Here is a 21,382-nt window from a genome sequence, read left to right on the forward strand (position 1 = left end):
ATGATAACCAGGATCGTACAACCGGTGGTAAGCATCTTCATTTTATTATGTCTTTCGCTTACCGTTACAGCACAGGAAAAAGTCAATATACAGGGGATTATAAAAGATGAATCGGGCACACCCGTTATCAATGCTTCTGTTTCTTTAAACGGTACAACCGTTGTTTCATCAGAGGCGGGAAGGTTTGAAATAACAGGCGTGAACACCGGCAAACAAAAACTGGTAGTATCCTCCATTGGCTATGAATCAAAAACAATTACTGTATATGTTAGCGCCAGGCCTACTGATATAGAAATTGTACTTACATCGCTAACCAGCCAGCTGCAAACCGTAGAAGTGACCGGCCGCAGAACAGAAGGTTATAAAGCCAATTATTCTTTTGCGGCTACTAAAATAGCCATTCCTGTAGTGGAGATTCCGTCTACCGTTTCCACTATCACCCAATCGATGATAAAAGACAGGCAGGCCGTACGTTTTGACGAAGTGGCCCGCAACACCAACGTGAGAGTAACCAATACCGGCCGTTCCATCATTATCCGTGGATTTGATAACGGTACCAAATTAATTAACGGCTTACGCACCCTGTCGCCCAATTATCGCTTTTCTTCTATTACGCCCGTGGTAGAAAGTTTTGAAGTAGTGAAAGGTCCTTCTTCCTCCATGTTTGGAAATATGAGCCCCGGTGGTGTGGTAAATATCATTACAAAGAAACCACTGGCCGATAAAAAACAATCCCTCTCCTTTAGCGCCGGCAGTTTTAATACCCTGCGTGGTGATATGGATTTTACCGGTAAACTGACAGATGATGGTACCGTATTATACCGCCTGAACATTTTTGGACAGTTAAGCGATACCTGGCTGCAAAATATGAAAGACAATGCACTGACCGTTGCACCTTCCATTTCTTTTTTACCCCGTGAAGGAACACGTATCAATATTGACCTGAACCATACCAGGCTTACTACGATGGAGAATGTAGGTATTTTCCCCTTCAGGAATAAACCGATTGACGAAACACCCATTCATTTTACCGTGCTGCAAGCCGGCGACAGGAATAATACCACGACCACATCCCTAAATCTTTCCCTGAGCCAGCGCATTACCAAAAATATTGCCTTCAATATGTCGTACCTGAAAGACAATTTAAGCTGGGAAGAAAGAAAGCATGATCCCAGTACCTTTTATGGCGACAGGGCTTGGGTGTCGGACAGTGCTGTTAGTGTAAGTTATGCGGAATGGGAAACCAGGATGAACTCCGATAATATAACCGGCTATTTTACTGCCGATTTTAATACCGGCCGCCTGAAACATAAAGCTTTACTGGGTTACGATTTTAATGTTTCGCTTTTTAACTGGGGAACTTTCCGTTACAATGACAGTGTTGGCGTGGTAAATGTATATAACCCTGCAAAAAGTTCTACCCTTGACCGCAGCCTGTATAATTTAACCGTTACGAATTACGACAGGGCGAACCAGACAAGGGATTATGCCAATGGCATTTATTTCCAGGACCAGATCAGTATTCTGACGCAACTTAAATTATTGCTGGGTTTACGTTACGAAAAGTATACCTACAGGCTGGCCTATAAAACACCAACGGAGAATGAAGTATCGCAATCCGTATGGTTACCTAAGGTTGGTTTGACCTATCATTTACCCAGCGACACCTATATCTATGCTTCTTATGTAACGGGCTTTGAACCGGTATCGTCCCGGATACTGGCCGGTGGTTTTGGAAAACTGGAAGGCGAAGGAAAGTTTAAGGCCGAGAACAGTTATCAATTTGAAATAGGTGTAAAACAGGAACTGTTCAATAAAAATTTATTGGTAACCGCAGCGGTATACCAGATAAAAAAGAAAAACCTTACCCAATTGATCAATCCAACGGTGCCTAATGCTGCAGACAGGTTATACCGCCAGTTAGGGGAAGTTACGTCGGAAGGTGTGGAAGTGGAAGCAAACGGCCAGATAGGCCAATCATTTTCCCTGAGTGCCGCTTATAATTATAACCATGCCCGCATTACCAATGATATTAATGAAGCTAAAGTAGGTGAAAGACTGGGCCTGTCGCCCAAACACCAGGGTAATATATGGGCCAAATACGAGATAGTGAATAACAGTATCTGGAACGGCCTGGGTATTGGTGTTGGCGCCAGCTTTTCTTCCGAAACGCCTTTGTTGCAGGCTCCTGCCATAGCTACCCCAGGTTATGGTGTGGCAGATGCTGCCATTATGTACCGCATTAACAAGGTTACGTTCAACCTGAATATCAATAACATTTTTGATAAAAGATATTATACAGGGGCTGTGCGCCAGACTGAAAGGTTTTATACCGGGGCACCCAGGAATATCATGTTCCGTGTAGGTTATACGTTATAAACATTTACCATTTTTCTCTATCATATTCCGCACTGTAAACGGTGCGGAATATGTTATTTATATCAACACTGCATCGCTAGACAAATATGAAGCTTAAAAAAATAACGGGTAAAATTCATCTGTGGCTGGGACTGGTATCGGGACTGGTTGTACTGGTATTGGGTATTACTGGTTGCCTGCTGGTTTTTGAAGAAGAGATATGTACCCTTTTGGATTATGGTGTTTTTAAACAGGTAAAAAAAGAAGAAGCCCCCTATGCCCCACCCTCCACCGTTTTTAGCACTGCTGATAAAGCACTGGCCGGTAAAAAAGTGGCGAGGGCTTATTATATTGTTTCGGTAAATAAACCCAGGGTAAATGCATTCTGGGCGCTGGACTCATCGCGTCAATACCACGCTGTATTACAAAACCCTTATAGTGGACAGGTAATAGGTAACTATGCTTATAAAAGTTCTTTTTTTGCCGTTGTTACTTATTTACATACTTCACTGGGTATAGGTGAGCCGGGGACAATAGTGATAAAATATGCCACCCTTATTTTTATTATTTTAATGATCACCGGTATTATATTATGGAAGCCGGCCAGTAAAAAAGGGTATAAACAGCGCTTTACCATTAAGTGGAACGCATCCGGCAAGCGGTTGAATTATGACCTGCATAATGTGCTGGGTTTTTACATGAGCTGGGTGGCCATTTTTATTGCCTTAACAGGATTGGTATGGTCATTTGAATGGATGAATAATTCTGTGCAATGGGTAGCTAACGGCGGCAAGACCATTCCCTATAAAAAAGAAAAACTACAATCGGACACCACCGGGTTCAGCGGTAATGTATGGGTGGGCCCTGATTATAAAGTTATCGATAGTGTTTTTGCCCTGCATGTTACAAACACCGGCAGTATAAATGGCATCAGGGTATATAAACCTTTCTCGGCAAAGGATGTATTACGTTTTGAAATAGAAACAAAAAAAGGATCCAATTATTTAAGAACGGATGAATATGTTTACGATCAATTCACCGGTAAACTATTAGGAGAACATAAGTTTGCCGATCATAGTAATGGTGAACAGATCAGGCGGATGAATTATTATATTCATGTTGGCAGCATTGGCGGTATTACCGGGAAGATACTGGCCTTTTTTGCCAGTCTTATCGCGGCCTCCCTGCCGGTAACCGGTTTTCTTATCTGGAAAGGCCGGCGTAAAAAAGGAAAAGGCAATAAAAAGACAGTATTGAGCAAGAAGCAGGATATATAAAAAAGTGGACCTTCGGGTCCACTTTTCTTTTTATATTTTTCTGTATTATTTCACTTTACTTAAAGCCATGCAACCGATCATCCAGTTGGGTAATGGCTTTTCTACCCCGCGTTTTTTCAGATCAAGGTACCAACCCAGTTTTTTAAGGATGGGTACTTTATGGGTTTCTACCAGCTCTATCAAAGCCTGGTCAGGATCTTCGAGATAGGCAAACCTGCCGGCAGCCTGGCCCATGGAGAAAGAGTCGGCACTGTCAATGGTAAAAGGAAAGCCTGCTGCGGTGGCCTGTTTTTTTAACGTATCCATATCAATAACATCAAAACACAGGTGGATAAAACCCAGGTCGCCCCAGTACCTGTTCTCAAATATTTTTTTAGGTGTCCTGTCCAGTACCTGTACCAGTTCAATTTCCACACCACCCAGTAATTTACTGAAAGCGCCCTGTGCCGTACCTGCTTTACGCAATAGTACCCTACGGTAATTGTTTTGTGCGGACGGCGTATCCGGTGTATCAGTGAATTTGCCGTTTACATCATATACCACTTCGTTAATGCCCAGTACATCGCGGTATAGTTTTAGTGCCCTGTCAATATCCGACACCCCTACCACAGCGCCATAAATACCACCCATATGGTTACCGGCTTTAGGCGCACGGAACCATTGATGTCCCTGCACTATATTAAAGAGGTTACCATGCGCATCGGCCAGCCAGTAATGTTTATCACCTTTGGCATTGGTTAACAGTTCCGATACGTTTAGTTTTTCAGCCTTATGAAACGCGTAAGAAGCCGCTACATCATCGCTTTTAACTTTAGCACCAAATATGCCCAGGTCGCCAAATACAGGAGTAAAATCAGCAGGCACCGGCGTACGGCTTACATATTGCCAAACTTCCATACCACCGCCCCCGGCAATATTTAAAGTAAGTAATGCATGGCGTGAATGAATGGTACCGCCTGTATATTGTGTCATTAAAGGAGCATCTGCTTTATCGTCAAATACCTGAACTTCCATACCCAGGTATTTTTTATACCATAGTTTAGATACCTGCAAGTCTTTTACACCAACGCCAATTTGCTGAACACCAGTGATACATTGTTTATGAGGGGCCTGTGACATTTTATGCTTGTTTGATTTTTTGCGAAAATAGAGATTTAGAAGGAAAGCGGAAAGGTTAATGCTGAAAGCAGAAGGCAGAAAGCGTAAAGCGAAAAGCTTAAAGCAGAATGCTTAAGGCGGAATGCCAGCAACCTGACCTTCTACCTTATACCTTATGCCTTCTCCCTTACACCTTCTAATGCGGTTGCATTCCTTTTTTATGGGCAATTTTAAAAAACAGTCCGGGTGCTATCCGTTTAATAAATAACAACAGGCCCTCGGCCCTGGCAATTTTAATTAACCGTTTACCATTTTGCGCGGCTGTTAAAATTTTGCGTACACAGGTATCTACCGGTATACCGTTCTTCTGTCCATCATCCATTACCTGGTGTGGCTTGCCATCGCCGGTTAAGGCCGACATGGAGATAGGTGTATTGACCCTGCCCGGACAGGCGATGGTAACATATAATTTTTCGGCCGGCTTTTCGGTTTGCAGGGTTTCAAAAAAACCATGCAGGGCATGTTTAGCAGCGGCATAAGCCGAACGCATGGGGAAACCCATTAAACCCGATACACTGCTGATAACAATGATATGTCCATGTCCCCGCTGTACAAATTGCGGTAACAGGGCTTTGGTTAAAGTAATGGTGGCAAAGTAATCCAGCTCCATAATGCGCCTGTCAACCGATATATCGGTATCAATAGTTAATGACCGCTGGCTTACACCTGCATTGTTCACCAGTACATCTATATAACCGTGTTTGGCCAACGCCTCTGTAGCCAGCTGCCCTATCTGGTCGGTTTTTGACAGGTCGAACACAATGGTATCGCAATGACTGGTGTATTGCAGGCAAAGTTGTTGTACTTCCGCCAATACATCGGCACGGCGGGCAGTAAGTACCAGTTTAGCTTTTTGTTTAGCCAGCTGTACTGCCATTTCTTTTCCTATACCCGAGCTGGCACCTGTAATGAATACCACTTTATTTTCATAATACATGGGCGTGAGATTTTTCGGTTACCATAATATTTATCCTGAAATATTGCCAGTTACAATTTTTATAGCCTGTAAACATGCAAAAATGGTTATTTTACGCAACATAATTTAAACTTTATGCGTAAGTCATCCTTTGCCCGGTTCTTAATGTTGGTATGCCTGCTTTCCGGCACCGCTAATATATTATTGTCGCAGACCAGCGAGAACCTGCCCACCGATTACCTGAGTGCCGCATTTCATGCCGGCCGCCGCGCTGCAGCCCGCGAGAAAATGCCCGCTAATTCGGCCTTAGTAGTGTTTGCTTATCCCGAGCGCAATTTTTCCAACGATGTGGATTATAATTATCACCAGAACCCCGACCTCTATTATTTTTCGGGTTATAAGGAGCCTAATTCCCTGCTGATCATTTTTAAAGAACCACAAACGGATAGTGCCGGCAATACCTATAACGAGATATTGTATGTACAGCAAAGAAACGCACAGGCCGAACAATGGACCGGTAAACGCCTGGGTGTAGAAGGTGCAAAAGAAAAACTGGGCTTTACGCATGCTTTTAACGCCAAAGATTTCAAGAACCTGAGCATTGATTTCAGCAAACTGGATAAAATTTTATTTAACCGCTTTTCTGATGATGTTGCGGCAAAAGGCCGTGCCGGTGATGACCTTTATGGCTTAATACAAACTTTTAAGAAGAAAGCCGATATACCTGCTGATTATACCAGCAAGCCCCGCTTTGATGTAAGAGGTTTTAATAAGTTGACAGCCGACCTGCGTGAAATAAAAACCCCGGAAGAGATCGTATTGCTGCGTAAGGCCGTGGAAATATCATGCCGGGCACAGAACGAAGTAATGAAAGCCGCCCACCCCGGTATGAGCGAGCTGGAGATACAGGGCCTTCACGAGTACGTACACAAAAGGTATGGTGCCGAAGGCATTGGTTACGGCTCTATTATCGGCGGCGGTGAAAACGGTTGTATTTTACATTATACAGAGAATACCAAAACAAAAATTGGCAACGAGATGGTATTGATGGATGTAGGTGCTGAGTACCATGGTTATACTGCCGATGTAACCCGTACCATACCGGCAAAAGGAAAGTTCTCCAACGAAGAGAAGTTAATTTATCAACTGGTGTATGATGCGCAGGAAGCTGCTTTTGCTACGTTAAAAGATGGCAGTAACTGGGCACAGGCCAGCAGTGCCGCCCAATCGGTAATTGTAAAAGGACTGGTTAAGTTAGGCGTAGCGCCTGATGAAAGAACCGCGGCCCGTTATTACCCGCACGGCCTGGGCCATCATATTGGCCTGGATGTGCATGATAAAGGATCATACGGTACCATTAAAGAGAATATGGTGATAACAATTGAACCGGGTATTTATATACCCCAGGGCAGCAATTGCGATAAAAAATGGTGGAGCATTGCGGTGCGTATTGAAGATGATGCATTGATCACCAAAGACGGATATGAATTGTTATCTATCTTTTCGCCGCGCAGCATTGCCGATATTGAAAAGCTGATGAGTGAAAAATCGCCTTTGGATAATTTTAAATTACCGGCGCTGAAGTCGGCGGAGAAGAAAGGGTTTTGATTTAATATTTAAGATTTTCGATTTAAGATTTAGGATTTTATAGAGCGATGGGCCTTGCCTGTCGCTTTTTTTGTAGTAGTTAATGTTACCTTGAAGGGTTTGGATGCAGCCTTTCGAAGCAAATTGGTTTGTGTTTATAAGCTCCCACTTTTACCACAGAGTGGCACAAAGTTACAACACGGAGTTTCACAGGGTTTTCTCCGCATACCTCTGTGAAATACCTCAGTGTTACTCAGTGGTTATTACATTTCATACTGCTTTCCTGCTGAAGCCTAGCCAATTGTTGAAAGGCTGCCGGATTGCAGCGGCACCCCGCACGCAGTAAAGGGGTACAGCGGAAAGCCGGGACTGCTGCCGGGCCCTGTACTGCTGCTGACAGCCCCTGATAAATAAGCAGATTTTAGATAGTAGTATGGAGATATTAGACAATAGTATGCAGATATTAGATAATAGTATATAGGAATTAGTATGCAGATATATCCTGCAAAGCACCGGATAAGCCTGGAAATGAGTTAATTACGAATAATTACGTATTGTTTTTTACGATAAACGATGTATTATTATACCTATATATAAAATCTGAGGGGCAAACCCTATCTTTGCCCTCCTTTAAAAATTTGTTAAGACAACCAACTTATGGACAAATTGATTTACCTGGTGCCGGCAATGGGAATTATAGGATTGCTGTACACCTTAGCCAAATTTAACTGGGTTGCCAAGCAAGATGCCGGTAGCGACCGTATGAAAGAGATCAGTAATTACATTGCCGAAGGCGCCATGGCTTTCCTGAAAGCCGAGTGGAAAGTATTAGGTTATTTCGTGGTGATTGTTGCCATTTTATTGGCCGTAATGGCCGGTGCTAACCCCCACTCGCACTGGAGCATTGCCATTGCATTTGTAATTGGTGCCGTATTAAGCGCACTGGCCGGTTATATAGGCATGCGTGCCGCTACCAAAGCGAATGTACGTACTGCACAGGCAGCCCGCAGCAGCCTGAGTAAAGCCCTGAATGTAAGCTTTACCGGTGGTGCTGTAATGGGTGTAGGTGTGGCAGGCCTGGCTGTTTTAGGTTTAGGAGGTTTATACATTGTATTTCAACAAATATTTGCAAACGGTGCATCGGTTAATTCCGATGAGATGCTGAAAACCATCGAGGTATTGACCGGGTTTTCATTAGGTGCCGAATCCATTGCCCTGTTTGCCCGTGTAGGCGGTGGTATTTATACCAAGGCTGCTGACGTTGGTGCGGATTTAGTAGGTAAGGTAGAAGCCGGTATTCCGGAGGATGATCCCCGTAACCCTGCTACCATTGCCGACAACGTAGGTGATAACGTAGGTGACGTGGCCGGTATGGGTGCCGACCTTTTTGGTTCTTATGTAGCCACTGTTTTAGCAACCATCGTATTAGGTCAGCAAACCGTGATTCCTTTCGGCGATGATATTTTAGGTGGTTTTTCGCCTGTAGTATTACCCATGCTGATCGCAGGTGTTGGTATTTTATTCTCTATTGTAGGTACCCTGTTTGTACGCATCAGTGATGCAGCCGGCATTAATACCGGTACAGTACAAAAAGCCCTGAATATGGGTAACTGGGGCTCGATGATATTAACAGCCATTGCAGCTGCCGGCCTGGTATACTGGTTATTACCTGACCTGATGGAACTGCGTGGTGTTTACTTTACCAAATGGGGCGTATTAGGTGCTATTGGTGTAGGTTTACTGGTGGGTGCTTTAATGAGCATTATTACCGAGTATTACACCGCTATGGGTAAACGCCCGGTATTGAGCATTATTAAACAATCTTCTACCGGTCATGCTACCAACGTAATTGGTGGTCTGGCTATTGGTATGGAATCTACCTTTTTACCTATCCTGGTATTAGCAGGTGGTATCTGGGGTTCGTATGAGTGTGCCGGTTTATACGGTGTGGCCATTGCGGCTGCCGGTATGATGGCCACTACAGCTATGCAGCTGGCGATTGACGCTTTTGGTCCGATTGCCGACAATGCGGGTGGTATTGCCGAGATGAGTGAATTACCGCCTGATGTACGTGAAAAAACTGACGTATTGGATGCCGTAGGTAATACTACTGCCGCCAGTGGTAAAGGTTTTGCCATTGCATCTGCAGCATTAACTGCCCTGGCTTTATTTGCCGCCTTCGTAGGTGTTGCAGGTATTACCGGCATTGATATTTACAAAGCGAATGTACTGGCCTGTTTATTTGTAGGCGCGATGGTGCCGTTCATCTTCTCGGCCCTGGCTATCCGTGCCGTGGGTGAAGCTGCTATGGCGATGGTAGAGGAAGTACGCCGCCAGTTTAAAAGTATTCCCGGTATTATGGAAGGTACAGGCAAACCTGAGTATGATAAATGTGTGGCCATTTCTACGCAGGCTTCTATTAAAAAAATGATGTTACCCGGCGCTATTGCGATTATATCTCCATTGATCATTGGTTTTATGCCAGGCTTGGGTGCAGAAGCATTAGGCGGCTTTTTAGCCGGTGCTACCGTTAGCGGTGTATTAATGGGTATGTTCCAGAATAATGCCGGTGGTGCCTGGGATAATGCTAAAAAATCGTTTGAGAAAGGTGTGGAGATCAATGGTGAGACCTATTACAAAAAATCGGAGCCGCACAAAGCTTCGGTTACCGGTGATACGGTGGGTGATCCGTTTAAAGATACTTCAGGTCCTTCTATGAATATCCTGATCAAATTAATGTCGATTGTTTCGCTGGTAATTGCGCCTACCCTGGCCCAGATTGCCAACAAAGACCATAAAGAAGTTATTCCTCCGCCACCACCGCCAATGTCAGCGCCTATGCCGGAGTCAAAAAACAACTTGAAAATTGAGAAAGATGTTATAGCTTTGCACTCTCAAAAAACAAATACAGTTAACTATCAATAACTAAAGTTCTTAATCAGAACCATTAAATTAAGTCCCGCTGTTTCTACAGGGGGGCTTATTTTTTTAGAGGGGGTACCCTTCTTATATTTTTTACCGTGTTAAGGTATTGCCGGAGGGTTACGCAAGATTGACCAATATTTCATCCTTATGCCGTAAAAGCCTTTCCCGTACCGTTTTGAGCGCATTGGACATGTATTCTTTCACCGTATCGGGACTTAGCTGTAATACTTTTGCAATTGCGGCATAGGTCATTCCGTGATTCCTGTTAAGCCGGTATACCTGTTGTTGCCGTAAGGTCAATGTACTGATGATCTTTTCTATCCGCTCTGCTTTTTGTTTATTTAATAAAACCTGTAAAGGAGTTTGTTCTTTTAACCCGGCCCCTTCTTTTACATAATTAATATAAGCCCTGTTGTACGCTTCTTTCCTTAAAATACTGAGTGCATGATTACGGGTAACCGTCCATAACCATGACTCTGCTTTTTCAATGCCGGTCAGTGTAATCCGTTTGTTCCAGACAACTAAAAACACATGCTGGGTAATATCTTCCGCTATGCTTTTTTCCTTACAGTAAAACATGGCCCTGGATAATATCTGGTTATAATATTGCTTGTACAGGGTGGTAAAAGACGGTTGGCACCCGGCCGCTATTGATATAAACAATGCGGATACATTAGCCCCCCGCTCCGGCATTGTAACCACATTCTTTTTCTCTGCAATCAATTATGTACATTTTAGGGTGATTGAATTAAATATTATCGCTTACTTCCCATAAGCACCAGTATAACTTAACCAACTGTTTAACGCTTACCCTGTGCTTGAATAACACCTGCCAGAATGAGTTGAGACAAATGCTCACCGGTTTTGCATTAAGTACTAAAAAAAAACCCGCCTGTTATGGAAATAACGGCGGGGAATTAGAAAAATACTAATACTAACTGCTTATGTTCAAGATCAAAAGCTAAATCGTACAGCCGCCTCCATGTTACCGGAAGTATAGGCTTTTAAAGCCGAGGGCTGGGTAGCATAGGATAATAAAATATGTGCGAAGGAAGACAGTTTAACACCGGCACCTACACTTATATTTTTTGAGGAATGATAGAGACCATAAACATTCACCCGCTCATTCAGGGCAGATATATTGATACCCGCATCAATTATATCATCCATATTACGTAACCCCCTGTAAGCTACCAATGGTTCAAACGCAAAGCCTTCCATGCCGGCCGGCTGGTATTTGTAGGAAGCGGACAGGAATAAAGTGGGCCGGTTCACGATATCAGCCGCATCATTTTTAAAAGTTGCTACCATGTTGGGCAGTGCTGCCTGTACGGTTAGTCCTTTATTGTAATAGGTAGCACCAAAATCGGCTTCAAACTTCATATCCTGGTTATTGTACAGGTAAAGCGTCTGGTCATCAGGATCGCCTGTGATGGCCGTAAAATCAATCCTGCGCTGTACCCCTCCTGCCGAAATACCCAGGCTTAGTCCATGATCCGCCTCTTCATTATCATTAAATTTTAAATGGTAGGCATAGGTTGCCATGGCTTTAAATGTATTTAACAGGCCTGCTTTATCGTTCATGATATTTACACCCACGCCCATGTTGTTAAAACCGTAATCACCATTCAGGTACATGGTCACAGGCGCTTTATCGCCATCGCCCTGTTTATTATACCCTGCCCCGATATTGGCCAGCTTAGGTTTTTGACCTGCATAAGCCGGGTTAAATAAATAACGGTTTTGAAAATACCCGGAGCCAAATACTTTTACCTGGGCAAAGCTATTGACCGTAATGCCACATGCCAGTAAAAGAAGCATGATGGCGGGTAAACTGAATATATTTTTTTTCATCCTCATTTTATTTTAAGTCGCGGTGAGCAATCGTTTAGGGTTAATGAATGATGGTTAAGGTACCTGATACCACTTTACTGCCATCGCCGAAGTTTACATAGTATATATATGCTCCTTCTTCCAGTTTTTTGCCGTTATAGGTACCGTCCCAGGTATTATCATAGTTGTTTTTGTTGTATACCAGTCTGCCTGCCCTGTCATATACTTTCACATTATTATTCTGGTTGGCGGTAATGCCCGATATGATCCAGCGGTCATTTTTACCATCCCCGTTAGGTGTAAGTACATTGGCAATATTCCTGTTGTTCACCGGTGTAAGCGTAATACTGGCAGTAGCTTCACAACCTGCCTGGTTTGTTGCTTTTACGGTATAAGTAGTAGGACGTGAGGGCTGGGCCATTAATACCATATTATTTGTACTACCCACTATTCCGTCGGCACTGGTCCAGTTATAATTTCTTGTCTGGGAAGGCAGGTTTGTTGCCGCTGTAAGCTGTACTAACCGGTATAAAGGAACATTATCAATATCACTGGTATTTGCTGTGATGGTAACCACCAGCGGCTGGTAAACGATCTTTAATTCCACCATACCACTATCAATACCAAATGCATTAACGCCGCCATCGTCCCGCACCATTAGTTTTACAACAGCCGTATCACCATATTTTGCCAGGCCGGTTCCTTTAAAACCAAACTGGGCCACACCATTTACCACATTGGCATTAAAGACCATATTGGTAAAGAAATGTGCACTATCCGCAGTGATACCAACCACTTTTAAGGTTTGTGTTTTTTCATTACCCGGTCCTCCTGTAATATTGGAGATGGTAAAATTGTACTCTCCTGAAGGGTTACAAACTATACGTTCCACATTAGGAACCGATACAAACGGCGGGCGGTTATAGCCGGGTGTCATGGCCGAATCGATATTAGAGAATATAGATTGCTGGCCGGCGTTGAAACCCTGTACCCTGTAATAATATTTCACAGCTGGCCATACGGTTGAATCGTTATAGGTAGTAGTGTTTGCGGCTAAGGTAGCAATAGCAGTAAAGTTTACCTTATCAACCGACCGTTGCAGTGTATAGCCTGTTTCATTGTAAGACCGGTCTGTCCATTTAACAGAAATAATACTATCCACCGCATTGGTTACAGCAAAATTGATGGGCGCAATAGGTTTACCGGCTTCAAATTTTGTAAGGGCTTTGGCCACATTGGACCAACCGGTAACAGCAGTAGGTGTGACCCCTTTGGCCTGTACCCGGTAATAGTATACCATACTATCTGCCAGGTTTGTATCGGTATAAGTTAATGGTGTAACAGGGAGGTTGGCTGCTATGGTGGTAAAATTAATACCATCTACAGAACGTTGCAGGGTATAACTGGCTGCCGGTATGGCACCACCACCCTGCCATTGCAAGCTTACGGAGGTAGTAGTAGTATTTGTAACCGTTAAACCGGCAGGTAATGCCGGTGAGTTCATATCCAGGCCCATGATCTCCCATTCGCCTATCTGGAACCTTACCCCATCTGTAGCGCCATTATTAGCAGTAAACAATATGCGATAGAATTTGTAGGCAACGGTGCCCGGGTTAGCCAATGTATAAGCATAAGTAGTAAACCTGTCCGCGGCGTTTCCTAACTGATCTGTCCTTGTATCCAAGGTAACCCAGTTGGTACTATCATTAGAGCCAAAGAACTGCCAGTTTTTGGGATCACGTCCCGGCGCATCATTGGCAGTGGTAAGCGTGTAACTGGTTACCACATAGGAGCCTGTTGGCCTGTACACGGCTGATAAATTTCCGGAAGCCTGTCCCGTAAACACCAGCCATTTTGTAACATAGTCGTTATCTATAAATTTACTGGATCCTTCCCCTGCATTCGCTCCGCCTGAATTATCGGCACTAACAAATAAACGGCCGCCATCGTTGGTAATATCGGCGGGGCTGGCCGTAACATCAGTAGTGGTTACCTGTACTATATTAGAGTAAGGGGATTTGGATAACTCATTAAACCCTCTTACCCTGTACCAATAGGTAGTTAAAGGCGTAAGCGATTCTTCCGTAAAACTGGTCCTGGTTTTATCAAAACTGGCCAAAAGTGAAAAGTTTGTTCCATCCAGTGATTTCTCCAATTCAAATCCACCGGGAGTTGGTATGTTCAATGTCCACGCATGTGAAACCTGTGTACCGGTTAAAGGAACAGAGGTTAATACAGGTGCCGTTCTAAGTATATCATCGGATGTAGTAACGGTTTTAATATCAGAATAAGCCGAAGTACCTAACTCGGAAAAACTTTTTACCCGGTACCAGTATTGGGTACTGCGGCTTAATCCCTTGTCTGTGTATCCAACAGCAGTTTTAGCAACTGTATCTGCCAATGTAAAATTCTGACCATCAGTAGAACGTTCTAGCACAAAACCTCCATTCCCGAATAAAGAATAGGCCGGCCACGAAAGCACTGCTTCACTACTTAGCGCTCCGGCTGTTGCAGTTAATTCAGGTTTGACCAATTGTCCTCCAAAAGCCGCTACTTCGGTTACTACTAACCCGGTACTACTTAAAATGCCCTGGAAAACAAAACGGTAATATTTATAGCTGGTGGTGTTGGCAAAGGCCTGGCTGATACCGGCGCCCTGGCCCGATCCGCTGTAAAGCGGTGTCCAGGTAGTACCATTAGCAGAACCACTGAAAGTTAAGTTGCGGGCTGAATAGGTAGTACTGTAATAAGATAAGGTAAATGCCCTGATCGCAGCGGCAGTCACCAATTCAAATTTTAACTCAGCAATATCTGAACTGGGCCTTGAAAAGATAATATAGGTGCCCGTATTACCATCTATAATATTATTAATGTTACCAGTAAAAGTTGCCGTGCTGGTTATTGCAGTTATATTACTCTGTTGAAAGTGATTTTGCTGGGCATTGATACCAGTATAAAAACTCAGAAACAGTACATGAAAAAGTATAATCCTGGTAAATATTTTCATAATCATTAGTTATTGATATTAGTCCGTTATCGTTGGTGTCAGTATAGGATCGTGTCAATTAACGTTTACATCGTCATTCTCTGTTGCATTAAGACAACCCGGAACAACGGTGAGTGTTTTACCCTTCATACCTTTAACATAGGGTGCAAAGAAATTAGTAAAGCCTGCTACCCCTCTTACATCAAATATCATCACGCCCCTGTAACCACCGGATTTTAACGATGCCATGGATTGCTCCACATTGGAAAAACCACCATAGGTATAAGAAGCACTTGCAATTAATTTATTGACAGGAAAACCGGCAACACCCGGGGAAGGAGTTTGCGGGTAAAAAGCAGAGCAGCCAACATCGGCGTAGTCCCCTATACGGGTACCGTTCCAGCTGGAGGCAGAGGCTCCGCCAAAAATATAACACATCACAAATTTGTCCGGTAACAGCCTTTTTATCTCCGATACCACCATGGTAAAGGATTCGCTATTTGCCCAGGAAGGATTGGCAGAGTATTCATCATCAAAGTCAATGGCATCAATACCTAATCTTCTCACTTCCATAGCCACATGCTGGGCAAAATCAGTTGCTTCCGCAAGGGTTCTGAAATTCCTGAAGCCGGCATTATCGTGATTACCTAATAAGGTCATACCTACTTTTATACCCTTACTTTGTACATACCTTAAATACCCATTATTGATGGTAGCGGTTACCTGCCTGTTGTAGGTGATGATAGGTTTACCCGTGGCAGCGTTGATATTGATATTGGGTGCAAACATCAGCGCCAGGTCTATCACAGGCTTTCCTTCTTCATCCAAAAAGCAGGTCACATTTTTAAAGGCCCGGTTATTTACTTCCACGTAACCTATTAACAGGTCTTTTTTAAACCGCAGGTCATCCGGATCAGGTCCACCACCCGTTGCATTACGCAGCGAGTCAACCTTACGGATAGAATCCGCTTTCTCCTTGGCCACCTGTTCTATCCAGGCTATGGCCGATCTTACAGAGTCCCTGTATTCGGGTGTGGTTAAATCGGGCAGATCTTTCGCCACCCTTACTTTTGAACAGGCTACCATCAGTAAGGCCAGTAAGGGGAAAAGGAAAATATTTTTTTTCATTTTATGTTGGTTTGATCTTTTCATCATTTATTTTAAAACAGGTAAGCTTAGGTTTATTTATCCCACCATATCCTGGTAGTAGTTAAATCGCTGCCGCCCATGCGTTGTAAGGCAGACTGGTAATTATCCCTGTTATTGGCGTTCTCACCCAAAGGATAGGTCAGGCGCCTGGGAATGGTAGCACCGGTGATATTACCGGGAAAATTAACCGGCACCAATGCCGGGTAACCACTCCTCCTGTAATTGGCCCATACTTCCGGCAGGTCAAATAAGGTAGAAGCCCAGTATTCGGTGTTGATCATGTTCAACGCCTTTTCATTGGTGCTGATATCTAATGGACGGGTTGCTACATAGGCGGTGATATCGGGTATGCTGATCGCTAACATACCATCCAGTTGCTGCATTGATTGTAAGGAAGCTGTTAAGCCGTTTTTATAATGTTGTGCGGCAGTTTCAGCGCCCATATTCCAGCCTCTTAGTTTTGCTTCGGCTATCAGTAATTCTGTTTGTGCATAGGTAATAAGGTATTTTGACAAACTACGTTTGGTAACAAATACGGCTAAACGGGGCCTGGCATAATTACCCAAAGGAGATGCATTGGCACCCGTACCGGTAACACCCGGATAACCCGGAGCAGTGGCAATATCCCTTACTCCGCCAATGGTATACCCGTTAGGCATGCCCACCGGCACTTCGTTCACCGATCCTGCAGGAGGGTTTGCCTGTTTGGTATATTGCAAACCGCCCTTCCCTATCTGGTTATTATTGGCCAGACCGGTATCTGCTTTCTCCGTAAGTGTATATAACCGCGGGTCATCATTTTCTTTGAGGTAGTTGATAAAAGTTGAGGCCCATCTAACCTGTGGCAGATCGTTCAACAAAGCATTCGATATCCTGTTTTGCGTTGCTTCGTTAGAGCCGCCATCCAGGGGCAGGATGGCATTATCGTTGATATCGGTAAAAGTTTTGCCGGCTGCTTTTTCTGCATAGGTTTTAGCCAATGCAGCATCCACTTTTACTAAACGCATGGCAATTCTTAACATTAAAGAATAACCCAGTTTTTTCCACTGTGTTATATTGCCGTTGTAAATAATATCGCCTGCAGGGCCAGGCTTGGTAGCATCTAATTTATTGATCGCATCTTCCAGCCTGGTCAGCATATCCTTATAGATATCTTCCTGTTTATCATACTTAGGATACTGGATGCCATATTTGGCCATGCCTGCTTCTGCGTAAGGTATATCCCCATAAATATCTGTTACCCTTTGCATGGTCATTACCCACATGATACGGGCAATCTGTATAAGGTTCACATTGTTTACCGCATCCTTCTTCTCTGCCAGCTTCTGGGCTTCCAGTAAACGGGCCGCGCCCTGCAGACCATTGGTGAAAAAACGGTCATTGTAAGAAGTTAAGGAAATAGAATATTTATCACCGCCACTGTAATAATCCAGCGTAGACGCTATTATCTGCACCATGCCTCCCATCTCGTATAACTGGAATTCCGTAGCATTGCCGTAATCCATCTGTGCCGTGGTGAGTAAATAGTTGGGATCAAAGTTCTCTTCATTGGACCTGGTAGGATCAATGTTCAGGCTATCCTTAATACAACCCGTAACAGAGATGATGATAACTGAAAGAAGTATAATTATTTTACTGTTGCGCTTCATACATGTTCATTTTTAATCAACCATTAATAATGGGTTGTTATCACTTACGGAATTTGAAGTTTACGTTAATACCATAGGTTCTTGTCTGTGGTAAACCGCCACCTTCCAGGCCGGCATTCCCCGGTAACGATGAAAAAGTATCTTCCGGATCAAAGTTGTCCGTGTATTTAAGCAGTGTTAACAGGTTACGGGCTACCAGGGAAACATTGATCGCCTGGAAAGGTGTTTTGCCCAGGAAATCAGGTGTAAACAGATACCCCAACCCTATTTGTCTTAACTTGATAAAACTGCCGTCAAAAACCGAAATGGTCGATACATTGGTCACCAGGCCTTTGTAATAGTCCTGTGCATTTACAAGGGAAGCATTAGGTGTACCATCTGTATATACACCTTTGGCTACCACACCGGTTTCACGGCCTTCCAGTGTCTTTTTATTTAAGCCGTAGTAATAGCTCATAAAATCAGTGCCGGATAATACCTTGTTCCCAAACTTGTAATCAAACAATACAGAGAAATTAAATTTCTTGTATGTAAAATCATTATTAAAGCCACCATAAAATTTAGGCAGGCCTGATCCCATGGCTTTTAACTCACCACGCAGCGGAATACCATCTGCACCTACTACTATCTGTCCCTTATCATCGTACCTGAAATCATAAGCCATGATCTGGGCAATGGGCAGCCCTTGTACACTGGCAATAAAAGCACCATTACTATATGGACCAACAGCGGCCCTGTATTGCCCTTCACCATCTTTTCTCAATGGTCCGGGGTCTTCATTGTTATCAATCTTCACCAGCTTGTTTTTTACCCAGGTGATATTAAAGGAGCTTTTCCAGTTAAAGTCGCGGCCTTTTACAATATCGCCGGTCAGGTTAAGCTCAATACCATTATTCTGGGTAATACCCAATGGTTCGTAACTGAACTGGTAACCGGATGCTACCGACAGCTGCTTACGTATTAACTCATTTTTTGTTTTGCGGGCAAAATAGGTGATGTCCAACCCTACTCTTCTTTTAAAGGCCTGCAGCTCTAACCCGATCTCATATTCCTGCATCCGGTAAGGCTTTATATTTTCGGAGATGGTCTCATTGGCCATGCTGCCAAAGGGCCTGTTGGCATTGGTTCCGTTCTCAATTACATAATAAGTGCGGTTGCTGAATGGTGTTGCTTCACCACTGGTTTGTGCATAAGATACCCGCAGTTTACCATAATTAATATTTTTCAGGTCTACCAGATCGGTAAAAATAAAACTACCCGAAACCGAAGGGGTGAAAATGCCCTCATTAACAGTACTGAACTCATCATAGCGGCCGGTAGTGTTAAGGGTTAAAAAGTTCCTGTAACTGATATCCGCCGTATAATAGGCTGAATTGGTTTGTCCTCTTAAAGGCGAAGGATAAATGGGGTTAGGCGTGGTTAATAAATTGGATGGCGTATACAGGAAAGGTTGTTTCCAGCCTGTTCCGCCTTCAATACCCATTTTTTCATACGCATATTTACGGATATTGCCACCTAACCCTACATCCAGGTTAAAATCATTACCCAATTTGGTATTATATCCTGCCATCGCATCCACGTTCAATTCCGTATTGGTGGCTTTTGATTTTTCACCCAGTTTACCACTTCTCAGGTAGCCCTGTCCGGTAGGCTCCACGCTAAATACATCATCATTAATTAAATCATAACCGGTACGTAATTGTACATACAGGTTTTTCAGCAGGTCATATTTCAGGGCGGCAGAAGTAATGAATCTTTTTCTCCAGGTATTGGAGATAGTTCTTTCCACCACAAACCACGGGTTAGCCATATACCCATCAGAGTTCATGGCGTTCTCATAACCGTTTGACAGGTTATAACCCGGCTTCAGGTATTCGGGACTGATATTGGCCGGTAACAGGTTTACGGCAAAGTTGGCGTTACGGCTCATATCGTTCAGCAGTGGTCTTAATTTCACCGCTTCATCCGTATAAGTTGCCACCAGCATTAATTTTAGCTTTTGGGTAATATTCTGGTTCAGGTTTAAATTACCTGAATAACGTCGCAGGCTGCTGTTCGGCAATACTGATTCGTTATTCATATGTGAAAGCGAGAAACGGAGATTGCCGTTTGGTCCCCCGTTTACAAAAGAAATGGTATTGGTAGCAACCGGCGCTACACGATAAAATTTTTGTTTCTGGTTTTCAACGGCCGCATAAGGATATAAATTACCATCCATGGCAATACTGGGTTGCCTGTCCAGTTTTTCGCCCCAGCTGTTGATATTGGCCGCTGTTAACTCGGCCAGTGTTGTGGGTCGCTGCCCGTTTAAACCATGACCATATACCTGCTGAAAATCGCTGTTATCAATTATACTGTTAACACTAAAATTAGAGTTGAACTCAACCCCAAAACCATTGGCGCCTTTACCGCTTTTGGTAGTGATCTGTAACACACCATTAGAGGCCCTGGTGCCGTATAAAGCGGAGGCTGTAGAACCTTTTAATACTACTATGTTTTCTATATCATCAGGATTGATACTGGAAATGCCATCACCCATATCCTGGCCGCCATACACACCGGGTGAGCCTTTCTGTGTATTATCCATCGGTACGCCATCAATAACGATCAGGGGGCCGGTGGTGGAAGTGAAATTACTGATACCGCGGATCAGTATTCTGGCAGATCCGCCGGGACCACTGTTCACACCGCTGATATTTAAACCGGGTACACGGCCCTGTAAACTATTGGCCACGTTGGGCTCCTTGGCCTGGCTTAAAAGACTCCCGTCTACTTTTGTAGTAGCATAACCAATTTTCCTGTTGGCCCTTGATATACCAAGCGCCGTTACAACTACCTCTTCATCCATTTTAACAATGGGATTGTCCAGGGAAACAGAAACCGTATTGGAAGTAACGGATACAACCTTTGCTTCGTAACTGATATGACTAAACTCCAGCTGCACCGGGATGGCAGATACGGCAATGGTAAAATTGCCGTTCTCATCCGAATAAACGCCCTGCGATGTACCTACCACCCTGATAGATACACCGCTTAAAGCGTCGCCTTTATTATCAGTAACCTTGCCCTTTATAATTTCATCGTATTGCAAACCTGTTACCGGGGTGCGCTCATTGTTCGCATCGGTGAACAGTACAATTTTATTTTCAATGATCCTGTAGCGGATATGCAGCGGCAGGAACACTTTATCAAAAAAGTCTTTTAATTTAACATCAACCCCGCTAAAAGATATCTCCTGCCGGGTATTGATGGTACTGGGACTATAGACGATATTTATTTTGGTCTGCGATTGCAGCATATCGATCACCTTCTGCAGGGGTTCGCCCGATACTTTAAGGGTTATTCTTTTATCCAGTAAATTCTGAGCATTGGTATTGCCCGCAGAAACGGTAATGGTAATAAACAGGATACACATTACCGGCGCAAATACAGTTCGCAGGAACTTATTCCGTTTACAGGTTCCGTAAAAATTAAGCATAACGAAGTAATAGTTTTAATAAAAACAGCTATACAAGCACCCGTATCACCTACAGGTATAATAAAA

12 protein-coding genes are annotated in these 21,382 nt (G+C 43.7%); 4 read left to right on the top strand and 8 right to left on the bottom strand.

Going from position 1 to position 21,382, the window contains the following annotated elements; translation table 11 throughout:
- On the top strand, window positions 1–2,379 hold the full coding sequence (locus tag ACFS6H_RS18610; protein ID WP_386102636.1) for a TonB-dependent siderophore receptor: 2,379 nt from the start codon (window positions 1–3) through the stop codon (window positions 2,377–2,379).
- A gap of 86 nt (window positions 2,380–2,465) precedes the next feature.
- A complete protein-coding gene (locus tag ACFS6H_RS18615) occupies window positions 2,466–3,635 on the top strand; it encodes a PepSY-associated TM helix domain-containing protein (RefSeq protein WP_386102639.1) in 1,170 nt (389 codons plus the stop codon).
- A 45-nt stretch (window positions 3,636–3,680) separates the two neighbouring features.
- On the opposite strand, the gene ACFS6H_RS18620 is transcribed toward ACFS6H_RS18615, so the two are convergent.
- A complete protein-coding gene (locus tag ACFS6H_RS18620) occupies window positions 3,681–4,754 on the bottom strand; it encodes a VOC family protein (RefSeq protein ID WP_386102642.1) in 1,074 nt (357 codons plus the stop codon).
- A 175-nt stretch (window positions 4,755–4,929) separates the two neighbouring features.
- Window positions 4,930–5,730, bottom strand: coding sequence for an SDR family oxidoreductase (locus ACFS6H_RS18625; RefSeq protein WP_386102645.1), 801 nt, complete (start codon window positions 5,728–5,730; stop codon window positions 4,930–4,932).
- A gap of 114 nt (window positions 5,731–5,844) precedes the next feature.
- Between ACFS6H_RS18625 and ACFS6H_RS18630 the strand changes: the two genes are divergently transcribed.
- On the top strand, window positions 5,845–7,317 hold the full coding sequence (locus tag ACFS6H_RS18630; RefSeq protein WP_386102648.1) for an aminopeptidase P family protein: 1,473 nt from the start codon (window positions 5,845–5,847) through the stop codon (window positions 7,315–7,317).
- A 636-nt stretch (window positions 7,318–7,953) separates the two neighbouring features.
- Window positions 7,954–10,221, top strand: coding sequence for a sodium-translocating pyrophosphatase (locus ACFS6H_RS18635; RefSeq protein ID WP_386102651.1), 2,268 nt, complete (start codon window positions 7,954–7,956; stop codon window positions 10,219–10,221).
- Between the two features lie 117 nt (window positions 10,222–10,338).
- Here the strand turns inward: ACFS6H_RS18635 and ACFS6H_RS18640 are convergent, their stop codons facing one another.
- From ACFS6H_RS18640 to ACFS6H_RS18665, 6 genes are all read right to left on the bottom strand, one after another.
- Complete coding sequence (locus tag ACFS6H_RS18640; protein WP_386102654.1) at window positions 10,339–10,944, bottom strand: RNA polymerase sigma factor; 606 nt, start codon at window positions 10,942–10,944, stop codon at window positions 10,339–10,341.
- A gap of 231 nt (window positions 10,945–11,175) precedes the next feature.
- A complete protein-coding gene (locus ACFS6H_RS18645; RefSeq protein WP_386102657.1) occupies window positions 11,176–12,075 on the bottom strand; it encodes a PorP/SprF family type IX secretion system membrane protein in 900 nt (299 codons plus the stop codon).
- Window positions 12,076–12,115: 40 nt separating this feature from the next.
- Window positions 12,116–15,061, bottom strand: a complete 2,946-nt coding sequence (locus ACFS6H_RS18650) for a T9SS type B sorting domain-containing protein (protein ID WP_386102660.1) — start codon at window positions 15,059–15,061, stop codon at window positions 12,116–12,118.
- Window positions 15,062–15,115: 54 nt separating this feature from the next.
- Entirely contained in the window at window positions 15,116–16,168 is a 1,053-nt protein-coding gene (locus ACFS6H_RS18655) for a hypothetical protein (RefSeq protein ID WP_386102662.1), read from the bottom strand.
- A gap of 53 nt (window positions 16,169–16,221) precedes the next feature.
- Window positions 16,222–17,838 (bottom strand): SusD/RagB family nutrient-binding outer membrane lipoprotein, encoded by a 1,617-nt coding sequence (locus ACFS6H_RS18660; protein WP_386102665.1) that lies wholly within the window; start codon window positions 17,836–17,838, stop codon window positions 16,222–16,224.
- Window positions 17,839–17,878: 40 nt separating this feature from the next.
- Window positions 17,879–21,316 (bottom strand): SusC/RagA family TonB-linked outer membrane protein, encoded by a 3,438-nt coding sequence (locus ACFS6H_RS18665; protein WP_386102668.1) that lies wholly within the window; start codon window positions 21,314–21,316, stop codon window positions 17,879–17,881.
- Between the last annotated feature and the right edge of the window lie 66 nt (window positions 21,317–21,382).

Origin of the sequence: Terrimonas rubra (genome assembly GCF_042686025.1) — a bacterium.
Taxonomy (GTDB): domain Bacteria; phylum Bacteroidota; class Bacteroidia; order Chitinophagales; family Chitinophagaceae; genus Terrimonas; species Terrimonas rubra.